The organism is Pseudomonas sp. MF6767 (assembly GCF_016405475.1).
Taxonomy (GTDB): Bacteria; Pseudomonadota; Gammaproteobacteria; order Pseudomonadales; family Pseudomonadaceae; genus Aquipseudomonas; species Aquipseudomonas paracarnis.
This window is the reverse complement of record NZ_JAEKCY010000005.1, coordinates 322508-333836: the sequence shown is the minus strand read 5'-3', so window position 1 is coordinate 333836 and position 11329 is coordinate 322508. Positions and strand designations below refer to the sequence as shown.

Sequence of the window (11329 nt, the reverse complement as noted above, 5' to 3'; positions counted from 1 at the left end):
GCGCACGACTTGAGCACTCTGCAAGGGTGACGCAGAGCGTCACGCGATGCGTTCCTCACGCGGGAGCGTGGGAACGATCAAGAGGCTTGATACCTGAGGCTAGAACAATAACGCGGTTCCCTCGATCACTCCCACGCTCTGCGTGGGAATGCCGCCTGGGACGCTCCGCGTCCCGAGCCAGGCGCACGACTTGAGCACTCTGCAAGGGTGACGCAGAGCGTCACGCGATGCGTTCCCACGCGGGAGCATGGGAACGATCAAGCCAGCTCCCACATGTGATTCAGTTTTTAAACTGGCCGCACATTCTCAGCCTGAGGGCCTTTAGGCCCTTGCGTGATGTCAAATTCTACTTTTTGGTTTTCCTCCAGGATTTTTTGCCCCTGCGACTGGATTGCCGAGTAATGGACGAAAACGTCATCCCCGCTATCCTCCAGGGCAATAAAACCAAACCCCTTCTCCGCGTTAAACCATTTCACAGTACCCGTTGCCATTGCCGCTCTCCTTACCCTTACTCAGAACCCAACCCACCCCGGTGATGCACCCTGACGGGCAACGCATAGATGCCCTTGGGCCGGTGGACCATTTGAAACCTCAGTGGCTTACCCACCGACAGCGCAGTGCAACGCCAATCCTTGCGATTGATAAATACCTCTTCTGCCCCGTCATCCAATTCGATCAGCCAATCGCCCCTGACCCAGTCATAGGATTTGACAGTTCCCGTAGCCACCTTCAATCCCGCTCTCCCTGCATCTCGTTTACTACATACGCGCAGTGTTTGGTTCAGTCATAGAACAACGGGAAACATCCTTTGGCTACTGTCAAAGTTGACAGGTAGACGTGAGCTGCCGATGGGTGGTAGCGGTGGAACAGCAGAAGATTCATGCATCCGAGGGTTTCTTGCGCTTGCGGGGTTTTCGCGGTTTGGGAGGGGTGGGTGGAACGTTACCGTGTTGAGCGCCTGTCGACTGAACGGCAACCTCGTTGCCATCGCGATCCCGGGCAATAAAGCCGATGCCTTTGACCGCATCAAACCACCTGACCGTACCCCTATCCATCACCGCCTCCCGAGTCGTGCAGAGCTGCACGCCTCATCGCTGTATCAAACAGTGAAGGCGGCGTAATGGCTACTGTCAAAGTTGACAGGTAAACAGCACACCACTGTAGGAGCGAGCTTGCTCGCGAAGGTGGGTAACGATAACGCGGGAAGTCAGGATGAACGCGGCGACGGTGAGTTTTTCGCGAGCAAGCTCGCTCCTACAGTGAGCAGCAGCGTTCAGGAATCGCGACGCAGGTCCGGCGGGATCGGCAAATCCTTGAGCGGATCAGGCCGCTTGCCCTTGCCGGCGCGGTATTGACGGATTTGGTAAACGTAGGCCAGTACCTGTGCAACGGCCAGGTACAAGCCGGCGGGGATTTCCTGGTCCAGATCGGTGGAGTAGAAAATCGAGCGCGCCAATGCTGGCGACTCCAATAACAGAATGTCGTTGGCCACCGCGATTTCGCGGATTTTCAACGCGGTAAAATCACTGCCCTTGGCCAGCAGCATCGGTGCGCCGCCCTTCTCCGGGTCGTACTTAAGCGCTACGGCGTAGTGAGTCGGGTTGGTGATGACCACATCGGCGTCGGGCACCGAGGCCATCATCTTGCGCTGGGACATTTCCCGCTGCAGTTGGCGGATGCGTTGCTTGACCTCGGGGCGGCCTTCCTGGTCCTTGTGCTCGTCGCGCACTTCCTGCTTGGTCATCAGCAGTTTCTTGTGGCTTTCCCACAACTGGATCGGCGCATCCACGGCGGCGATGAGGATCAGCCCGGCCGCCATCCACAGCGCACTCCAGCCCACCACTTGCACGCTGTGGATGATCGCTGATTCCAGCGGCTCATGGGCAATGCGCAGCAAATCGTCGATGTCGGACGACAACACCGCCAGCGCCACGAACAGAATCAGGAAAAACTTGGCCAGGGCCTTGAGCAATTCCACCAGGGCCTTGGCGGAAAACATGCGCTTGAGCCCCGCCCCCGGGTTCATGCGGCTGAACTTGGGCGCCATGCTGCCCGCGGCAAACAGCCAACCGCCGAGGGCCACCGGGCCGATCAGCGCGGCCAGCAACAAGGTGATCAGGATCGGTTGCACCGCCAGCAGCGCGATTTTGCCCGAGTGCAGCAGGTACTGGCCCATGGCATCGGGGTTGAGCAACACTTCGCGCGGCAAGCTGAAGTTGTGCTTCATCATCTCCAGCAGGTCCAGCGCCAGGCCACCGCCGTAGATCAGCAAGGCACCGGCGCCGGCGATCATGGTGGCGAAGGTGTTGAGCTCTTTGGAGCGCGCGATCTCGCCCTTTTCCCTGGAGTCCTTTTTACGTTTCTCCGTGGGGTCTTCTGTTTTGTCCTGACCACTCTCGCTCTCGGCCATGGCTCAGCGCGCCCGTGCCAGGTCACGTAAGAACTGCAAGGCATCGGTGGCCAGCGGTTGATACTGATTGAGAATGTCAGCCAGGCCGACCCAGAAAATCCCCATACCCAACACCAGGGTCAGCGGGAAACCAATCGAGAAGATATTCAGTTGCGGCGCCGCACGGGTCATCACGCCGAAGGCGATATTGACCACCAGCAGCGCAGTGATCGCCGGCAGCACCAGCAACAGCGAAGCCCCCAGTACCCAGCCGAGGCGCCCCACCAGCTCCCAGAAATGGTTGACCACCAACCCCGAGCCCACCGGCAAGGTGGTGAAGCTTTCGGTCAAGACTTCGAACGCCACCAGATGACCGTTCATGGCCAGAAACAGCAAGGTCACCAGCATGGTCAGGAACTGCCCTATCACCGCCGCCGACACGCCGTTGGTGGGGTCGACCATGGACGCGAAGCCCATGCCCATCTGGATCGAGATGATTTGCCCGGCGATCACAAACGCCTGGAAGAAAAGCATGAGGGAAAACCCCAGCATGGCACCGATCAGAATCTGTTCGGCAATCAGCAGCAAGGCGCTCAGGTCGAGGGCGTTCACCGGCGGCATCGGTGGTAGGCCAGGCACGATTACCACGGTGATCGCCACCGCGAAATACAAGCGCACGCGACGCGGAACCAGGGTGGTGCCGAACACCGGCATGGCCATCAGCATCGCCGTGACGCGAAACAGCGGCAGGATGAACGAGGCCACCCAGGTACTGATCTGGGTGTCGGTCAAGGCCAGCAACGATTGCATCGGCTCAGCCGATCAACTGCGGAATACTGCCGTACAACTGCAGGATGTATTCCATGAAGGTTTGCACCAGCCACGGGCCGGCAACGATCAATGTCACCAGCATCACCAGCAGTCGCGGCAGGAAGCTCAGGGTCTGTTCGTTGATCTGGGTGGCGGCCTGGAACATCGCCACCAGCAGGCCCACCAACAGGCTCGGCACCACCAGCACGGCGACCATCAGGGTGGTCAGCCACAGCGCTTCGCGGAACAGGTCGACGGCGACTTCTGGCGTCATAGCGCTATACCCCTCCGAAACTGCCGGCCAGGGTGCCAATAATCAGCGCCCAACCGTCCACCAGCACAAACAGCATGATCTTGAACGGCAACGAGATGATCAGCGGCGACAGCATCATCATACCCATGGCCATCAACACGCTCGCCACCACCAAGTCGATGATCAGGAACGGGATGAAGATCATGAAACCGATCTGGAACGCGGTCTTCAATTCGGAGGTGACGAACGCGGGTACCAGGATGGTCAGCGGCGCCTGGTCCGGGGTGGCGATGTCGGTGCGCTTGGACAGGCGCATGAACAGCTCAAGGTCGCTGGAGCGGGTTTGCGACAACATGAAGTCCTTGATCGGGCCCTGGGCCTTGTCGATGGCATCCTGGGCTGTGAGCTTTTCCGCCAGATAAGGTTGCAGGGCTTGCTGGTTCACCTTGTCGAACACCGGCGCCATGATGAACAGTGTCAAAAACAGTGCCATGCCGGTGAGGATCTGGTTCGACGGCGTCTGCTGCAGGCCCAGGGCCTGGCGCAGGATCGAGAAGACGATGATGATCCGCGTAAAGCTGGTCATCAGCATGACGAACGCTGGGATGAAACTCAGCGCCGTCATGATCAGCAGGATCTGCAGGCTGACCGAATATTCCTGGGCGCCCGCCGCGTTGGTGCCCAAGGTGATCGCCGGGATCGACAACGGGTCGGCGCCCAGGGCCATCGGCGCGGCCAGCAACAGCATGAGCGTCAACAAAACGCGCATTACTTCTTATCCTTCTGATCCTTGCCCAGCAACTCCATCAGGCGCTGGGCGAATTCTGGCGTGGCGGCTTCGGTCTTGACCGCGTCCACCGGGGTCTTGAGTACATGCAGCGGGGTGATGCGGCCGGGGGTGATGCCGAGCAGGATCTGCTCTTCGCCCACCTGCACCAGCACCAGCCGATCACGCGGGCCGAGGGCGCGCGAGCCCACCAGCTCTATCACTTGGCCGTTGCCCGGGCCGATGCGCTGCACGCGGCGCATCAACCAGGCCAGCAGGAAGATCAGGCCGATCACCAGCAACAGGCCCAGCACCAGTTGCGTCAACTGCCCGCCGACGCTGCCGACCGCTGGCGCCGCAGCCACCTGCGCCACCGGCTCAGCCGCCAAGGCGCTCAATGGCAGCGCCAGCAACAGTCCCGCCATCGAGTACTTCATCTCAGCGCAACTTCTTGATGCGTTCGCTCGGGCTGATCACGTCGGTCAGGCGGATGCCGAACTTCTCGTTGACCACCACCACCTCGCCATGGGCAATCAGGGTGCCGTTGACCAGCACGTCCAATGGCTCGCCGGCCAGGCGGTCCAGTTCGATCACCGAGCCCTGGTTGAGCTGCAAGAGGTTGCGGATGTTGATTTCGGTGCTGCCCACTTCCATGGAAATCGACACCGGGATGTCGAGGATCACATCCAGGTTCGGGCCATCGAGGCTCACCGGGTCGTTGTTCTTCGGCACGCTGCCGAATTCTTCCATGGCCAGGCGGTTGCCGGCCGGCGCGGTGGCGGCGTCGGCGGCCAGCAGCGCGTCGATGTCGTCCTGGCCAACATCGCCGGTTTCTTCCAGGGCCGCAGCCCACTCGTCAGCCAGGGCCTGGTCTTCGGCGGAAGTGTTTTCGTGTTCGGTAGCCATTACATGTCCTCGGCGCAGCAAACAATCATGAATTGGGGTTGAATCAGCGGCGGTTGATCGGCTCAACCACTTGCAGCGCCAGGTTGCCCTTGTGGGAACCGAGCTTGACCTTGAACGACGGCACGCCGTTGGCGCGCATGATCAGCTCTTCCGGCAAGTCGACGGGGATGATGTCCCCAGGCGCCATGTGCAAAATATCGCGCAGGCGCAACTGGCGGCGGGCCACGGTGGCGCTCAGCGGCACGTCGACGTCCAGCAGGTCTTCGCGCAGGGCCTTGACCCAGCGTTCGTCCTGGTCGTCGAGGTCGGACTGGAAGCCGGCGTCGAGCATTTCGCGCACCGGTTCGATCATCGAGTAAGGCATGGTCACGTGCAGGTCGCCGCCACCGCCATCGAGTTCGATGTGGAAGGTCGACACCACAATGGCCTCGCTGGGGCCGACGATGTTGGCCATGGCCGGGTTCACTTCCGAGTTGATGTACTCGAAATTGACCTCCATGATCGCCTGCCAGGCTTCCTTCAAGTCGATGAAGGCCTGCTCCAGCACCATGCGTACCACCCGCAGTTCGGTGGGGGTGAATTCACGCCCTTCGATCTTGGCGTGACGGCCGTCGCCACCGAAGAAGTTGTCCACCAGCTTGAACACCAGCTTGGCGTCGAGGATGAACAGCGCAGTGCCGCGCAACGGCTTGATCTTGACCAGGTTGAGGCTGGTGGGCACGTACAGCGAGTGCACGTATTCACCGAACTTCATCACCTGCACGCCGCCCACGGCCACGTCCGCCGAGCGGCGCAGCATGTTGAACATGCTGATGCGGGTGTAGCGGGCAAAGCGTTCGTTGATCATCTCCAGGGTCGGCATGCGTCCCCGCACGATGCGATCCTGGCTGGTCAGGTCATAACTTTTGACGCTGCCGGGTTCGGCAGCCATTTCGGTCTGTACCAGACCATCGTCCACGCCATGCAACAGCGCATCGATTTCATCCTGGGACAGCAGGTCTTGCACGGCCATGTCGTGATCCTACTGCAATACGAAGTTAGTGAAGAGCGCCTGCTCGACCACGACTTTGCCGAGTTCTTTCTGGGCCACTTCCTGCACGCTGGCAGTGACCTTCTGGCGCAACATTTCCTGGCCGACTGGCGTGGCCAGGCTGTCGAAGCTCTGCCCGGAGAACAGCATCACCAGGTTGTTGCGGATCACCGGCATATGCACCTTGAGGGCATCGAGGTCCGCCTGGTTGCGCGCCAGCAAGGTGATGCTCACCTGCAGGTAGCGTTGACGACCATTCTGGTTGTAGTTGGCGACAAAGGCCGGAAGCATCTGCTCGAAGATTGCCGGTTGCTTGACGTTCGTGGCAGTTTCGGCGGTGGGCGCCGGTTTACTCGCACTGCTGTGCATGATGTACCAGGTGCCGCCCACCGAGGCACCGATCGCCAGGAGCAGGCCCAGCACAATCAACAGGATCAGCTTGAGCTTGCCTTTGCCTGCGGGGGGAGTTGCTGCGTCGTCGCTCTTCGCCATGCCAATAATCCGTCACTATTCGGGGATTCGTAGATCTATGGCAAGGCAAGAGCAAGTGTTATGCCAGAGTTGTCTGGCAGGCGCAGGAAGATGATCGTTCCCACGCTCTGCGTGGGAATGCATCTTGTGACGCTTCGCGTCACCGTGTGCAATGGTCGAAAACATCGCCGACTTCGGGACGCGGAGCGTCCGGGGTGGCATTCCCACGCAGAGCGTGGGAACGATCAGCCAGCTCCCACATTGACCGGGTTTGAGCAGGAAGTCAGGCGTAGTAGTCGACGGCGCTGGAGCCGATCACGCTCTGGCTCACGGGCGCTGCCACTTCGGCCACATCCACAGGGCCACCGGCGTCGCCGCTGTCAGCGCGCCTGCCGCTGCTACTGACGCCTCGCGCCTGGCTCTGCTGTTGCTGCTGGTCCTGGCCCCGCGACTGGTCGGAGACATTCACATCCACCTGCCCCATGCCCTGCTGGGCAAACATCTCGCGCAAACGGCCAGACTGGCTTTCCAGCGCTTCACGCACCACCGCATGGCCGCTCATGAAGTTGACCTGGGCCTGCTGGTCCGCCGTCATGTTGACCTTGATGTCCAGGCGCCCCAGCTCAGCGGGCTGCAACTGGATCTCAGCCGACTTGAGGTTGGCGCTGGACAGATACATCACGCGGTTGACCACCTCCTCGGTCCAGCCGCTCTGGTGCATGGCCAGGGGCGCATTGGGGACGGGCGGCAAGGCATTCGCGGTTTTCGGCGTGGCCGCCTGGGTCAGCGCCGCCAGGCGGTTGGCGAAGTCATCCACACGGGTGTCGCTGCTGGCGTTCTTGAGGTCCTTGAGGCCGTCATCGATCAGCGCGCCGAAGGCCTTGTCGCCTCCCTGATCGGTGCTGTCCTTGGTGGCTTGCTGGTCGACCATGTTGGCCAGGCCGGCGGCAAAGCTCTGCGCGGCGGTCGGCTGGTCCTGGGTGGCAGGCGCGCCTTTCTGCGGCGCCTGGCTGCTGGCCGAGACATGACCGCCCTGCTCCATCGCCAGGCGCACGGCCGGCATCGAATCCAGCGGGTCGGCCTCAGGGTCGAAGGCCGGCTGCTTGGGCTCCTCGGTTACCGCGATGAGCGGCTGGGCGTTGTCATCTGCGGCCGTAACGGCAGGCGCTTGTACGGGCACAGGCACCGCCACAGGCGTCAAGGTGGCAACCAGCGCCGGGTCGGCAACCGGTTGCAGTGCCAGGGACGGGTCGGCAGGTGGCTCGCCTTCACTGTCAGCGTGGTCGTCGCTCTTGGCCGGCTTGGCAGGCAAGGGATTGCCGCTATCGGCAACCGCTGGCGCGCTGGCGGCAGGTTTATCGTCGCCGGCGGCCGGTTTGGCGCTGGCATCAGAAGCCTTGTCGCGCACCGGTTTGGCTGGCGCGTCGTCGCTCTTGGCCTGCGGCTTGGCAGCTTGCTTGGCAAACACTTGAGCGAAGCCAGCGCCCTTGTCCCGCGGAGCCGCAGGCGCTACGGCAGGCGTGGCGGCCGGCGCTTGAGGCTTGGCCGCAGCGGCAGCCTGAAGAAGCGAATTGGGAGCGACGGGCATAAGTAAGGGTCTCCACTGCATGGGGTCGGGAATGCAGTCTGTGGAGGTAGAGCAAGAGTCGGGCCAAGTCAGGCCGATAAAATATCAAACCCCAGAAAACCGCTCCCGTTCATGCTCATAAAGCGGCCGAACCAGCGCAAACTCACGATCAATCTGATCCACCAACGCCCCCAAGTCGGAAGCAGACTTGAAGGACTCGGTCTCCAACCGCTCACACAACGTTGCCAACCGCAGCGCCCCCAAGTTGCCACTGCTGCCCTTGAAGCTGTGTGCGATGCGCCCCAACGTCTTGGCGTCGTCCCGCGCCTTGCGCAGCGCTTGCACGCGCTCTTCAGAATCATGCAGAAAGGTGTCCAGCAGCGTGGGGTATTCGCTTTCCATGACTTCCTGCAAACCCGACAACACCTCGGGGTCCATATGAATCTCAGCCACTTGCTCGCTCCTTGATCAAGAATCGGCGGATTATGCCAGAGCCGCCCAACAAAACTCCACGTAGACAGTGCGCCCGCCATCGGACCAGCCTACAGCGCTGCTCAGTTGACGCACCAGGCTCAGTCCCCGACCAGACAGACGGTCGATGTCTACGGGGCGCGCCAGCTCTTGCTCCACATCAAAACCCTGCCCGCTGTCTTCGAGGCGCAAGGTCAGTTTGCCGCCCTTGTCGGTGGGCACCACCTGCATATGCACGCGCACATAGCCGCTGTCCAACTGCGCCAGGCGCTCATGGCGCTGGCGATAATACTGCGCAAACCCTTGGGCATCGCGCTTGAGGCGTGAGTCCAGGCCCAGCACGCCATGCTCCAGCGCGTTGGAATACAACTCGGCCATCACACTGTAAAGCGCCCCGCTCTGCTCGCGCAGGCCGTGGATCTCCAACAGCAGTTGCAGCAGGTACGGCAGCGGGTTGTAGGTCCTGAGCGTCTGGGCGCGGAATTCGAAACTCACCGACCAATCCAGCGGGCACGACTGGCCGCTGTCGGCATACATCGGTTCTGCCGCCCGCAAGGGTTGGCCCGCCTGCAACGTGATCTCGACCATGCTGACGTCATCGCGCGCCTGGCCGCGAAAGGCCGCCAGGGCCTGCTCGATGTCCTCGAACAGGCGGTCGGGCTCGCGGTTGGCGGCGAACACCTGCTGCAAGCGCTCGGCACCGAACAGTTGATCGTTGGCGTCAGCGGTGTCCAGCACGCCGTCGGAGAGCAGGAATACCCGGTCGCCCAACGCCATGGGCCAGACCTCGGTGCTGTCATCGAACGCCTCTGCCGACAACACCCCCAACGGCAGGTGCCGCGACATCAATGGCGTGCGCCTGCCCGTGGCGACTTCATGCACATAGCCTTCGGGCATGCCGCCGTTCCACACCTCCACCGCACGCCGCTGGGCGCTCAGGCACAGCAAGGTGGCACAGCAGAACATGTCTACCGGCAGGATACGCTTGAGCTTGGCGTTCATTTCCCGCAGGGTCTGCGTGAGGCCATAGCCCTTGGCGGTCATGCCGTAGAACACCTCGGCCAGGGGCATGGCGCCGATGGCGGCCGGCAAGCCATGGCCAGTGAAATCCCCTAGCAGCACGTGCATATCGCCGGACGGTGTGTAGGCCGCCAGCAACAGGTCACCGTTGAACAACGCATAAGGCGATTGCAGGTAGCGGATGTTGGGCGCGGCGTTGATACAACCGGAATGGGCGACCTTGTCGAACACCGCCTTGGCCGCCCGCTGTTCATGCATCAGGTGTTCGTGGTGTTTGGCGATCAGGTCACGCTGTTGCAAAACCGTGGCCTGCAGGCGGCGCAGGCGGTCCATGGCGTTGATCTTCGCCGCCAGGATCAAGGGGTTATAGGGTTTGGGCAGAAAGTCATCGCCGCCGGCGTCCAGGCACTGGGCCAGGGCTTCGCTTTCGCGCAGCGACGTGAGGAAGATGATCGGTACCAGCGCCTCCCCCGCCAGTTGCTTGATCTGCCGCGCGGCTTCAAAGCCATCCATGACTGGCATCAGTGCGTCCATCAACACCAGTTGCGGACGCTCGCGGGCAAACACCTCAATCGCTTCGGCGCCATTGCTGACAGTCAGCACCTGATGGCCCTGGCGGCGGATGATGCTCGCCAGCAACAGGCGGTCGGCGGCGCTGTCTTCGGCGATCAGGATGGTCAGCGCCTCCAGGACCGGGGCCAGGGCGCTCAATTGATATCGAACAGTTTGTCGAAGTTGGAGATGGCGAGGATCTTGCGCACGTCGTTGCTGCTGTTGATCACTCTGACTTCGGCGTCATCACCGCCGGCATGATCCCGTAGCAACAGCAGCATGCCGAGGGCTGAACTGTCCATATAGGTGGCATCCTTGAGGTCGACGATATAGGTCTCGGGGACCTTGTAGAAACGCTCGTAGGCTTCCCGAAACGCCTGGTGGCTGCCGAAATCGAACCGGCCCTTGATTGCGATCGTCAACTTCTTCCCGTCCAGGGATACTTCTGACTCGACTGACATGTGACTGCTTCCTTGTCATTGCACTAGACACAAGGTGTAGCAGTTGAAGAGCATCTGAGCAACACAGTGAATCAACTGTGGGAGCTGGCTTGCCTGCGGTGGCGGCGTGTCAGCCACTGAATCTTTAACTGAACCACCGCTTTCGCAGGCAAGCCAGCTCCCACACTGGATTTGTGGTGCCGGTTAGAACTGTTCTGGGCGGGGAAGGCGCTGGGACAATTCATCGAGCAGTTTTTGCTCGCGCTTGTCTTCGATGGCTCGCGCTTCGTCGATGTAGCGCTGCACCAGCTTGCGCAGCCCCTCGACCCGGGCAAACGCCTGTTGCCAGGCCTCGCGGGCTTTGTCGAGGTTGGTCTCGTGCCAGGCCAGGCTCTGGCGTTGCTGGCCGACGGCGGTTTCAAGCTGATTGAGAAAGCCCTGGTACCCCATCAGCCACTGGCCAGAAACACCCTGGCTGCCGCGCTCGATCCACTGTTGTTGGTACTCGCCACGAAAACGCTCCAGGTCGCCCAGCTTGCTTTGGGCCAACCGCACCTGGCCCTGGAAGTAACCCAGGCGCTGTACGGCGGCTTTCTCGGCCTTTTCGGCCATGTCCACCACCGGGGCCAGGCGTGCGGCGCGGCTGTTGGCCAT

Annotated in this window: 14 protein-coding genes; all 14 read right to left on the bottom strand. The window is 61.5% G+C overall.

Annotated elements, in window-relative coordinates; all coding sequences use genetic code 11:
- Positions 1-287: 287 nt before the first annotated feature.
- On the bottom strand, positions 288-491 hold the full coding sequence (locus tag JFT58_RS11805; protein ID WP_054899100.1) for a cold-shock protein: 204 nt from the start codon (positions 489-491) through the stop codon (positions 288-290).
- A gap of 782 nt (positions 492-1273) precedes the next feature.
- Positions 1274-2410, bottom strand: coding sequence for a flagellar biosynthesis protein FlhB (flhB, locus tag JFT58_RS11795; protein ID WP_054920172.1), 1137 nt, complete (start codon positions 2408-2410; stop codon positions 1274-1276).
- Between the two features lie 3 nt (positions 2411-2413).
- Positions 2414-3199: a flagellar biosynthetic protein FliR gene (fliR, locus tag JFT58_RS11790; RefSeq protein WP_034126792.1), complete on the bottom strand. Its 786-nt coding sequence runs from the start codon at positions 3197-3199 to the stop codon at positions 2414-2416.
- A gap of 4 nt (positions 3200-3203) precedes the next feature.
- Complete coding sequence (gene fliQ / locus JFT58_RS11785) at positions 3204-3473, bottom strand: flagellar biosynthesis protein FliQ (protein ID WP_003192936.1); 270 nt, start codon at positions 3471-3473, stop codon at positions 3204-3206.
- Between the two features lie 4 nt (positions 3474-3477).
- On the bottom strand, positions 3478-4221 hold the full coding sequence (fliP, locus tag JFT58_RS11780) for a flagellar type III secretion system pore protein FliP (protein WP_003192937.1): 744 nt from the start codon (positions 4219-4221) through the stop codon (positions 3478-3480).
- Positions 4221-4655, bottom strand: a complete 435-nt coding sequence (gene fliO / locus JFT58_RS11775; protein ID WP_034126791.1) for a flagellar biosynthetic protein FliO — start codon at positions 4653-4655, stop codon at positions 4221-4223. The genes fliP and fliO overlap by 1 nt, the downstream gene beginning before the upstream one ends.
- A gap of 1 nt (position 4656) precedes the next feature.
- The gene (gene fliN / locus JFT58_RS11770; RefSeq protein ID WP_003192941.1) at positions 4657-5124 is read right to left on the bottom strand and encodes a flagellar motor switch protein FliN; all 468 of its coding nucleotides are present in this window, start codon (positions 5122-5124) and stop codon (positions 4657-4659) included.
- Positions 5125-5167: 43 nt separating this feature from the next.
- Positions 5168-6136, bottom strand: coding sequence for a flagellar motor switch protein FliM (gene fliM, locus JFT58_RS11765; protein WP_014719344.1), 969 nt, complete (start codon positions 6134-6136; stop codon positions 5168-5170).
- A 9-nt stretch (positions 6137-6145) separates the two neighbouring features.
- On the bottom strand, positions 6146-6646 hold the full coding sequence (fliL, locus tag JFT58_RS11760; RefSeq protein WP_019818373.1) for a flagellar basal body-associated protein FliL: 501 nt from the start codon (positions 6644-6646) through the stop codon (positions 6146-6148).
- A 262-nt stretch (positions 6647-6908) separates the two neighbouring features.
- Positions 6909-8213, bottom strand: coding sequence for a flagellar hook-length control protein FliK (locus JFT58_RS11755; protein WP_054898639.1), 1305 nt, complete (start codon positions 8211-8213; stop codon positions 6909-6911).
- A gap of 84 nt (positions 8214-8297) precedes the next feature.
- On the bottom strand, positions 8298-8645 hold the full coding sequence (locus tag JFT58_RS11750) for an Hpt domain-containing protein (RefSeq protein WP_014719347.1): 348 nt from the start codon (positions 8643-8645) through the stop codon (positions 8298-8300).
- 30 nt (positions 8646-8675) lie between these two features.
- Positions 8676-10394: a fused response regulator/phosphatase gene (locus JFT58_RS11745; RefSeq protein ID WP_054898640.1), complete on the bottom strand. Its 1719-nt coding sequence runs from the start codon at positions 10392-10394 to the stop codon at positions 8676-8678.
- On the bottom strand, positions 10391-10696 hold the full coding sequence (locus tag JFT58_RS11740) for an STAS domain-containing protein (RefSeq protein ID WP_034126788.1): 306 nt from the start codon (positions 10694-10696) through the stop codon (positions 10391-10393). Before JFT58_RS11740 ends, JFT58_RS11745 begins: the two co-directional genes overlap by 4 nt.
- A 183-nt stretch (positions 10697-10879) precedes the next feature.
- Entirely contained in the window at positions 10880-11329 is a 450-nt protein-coding gene (gene fliJ, locus JFT58_RS11735) for a flagellar export protein FliJ (protein ID WP_034126787.1), read from the bottom strand.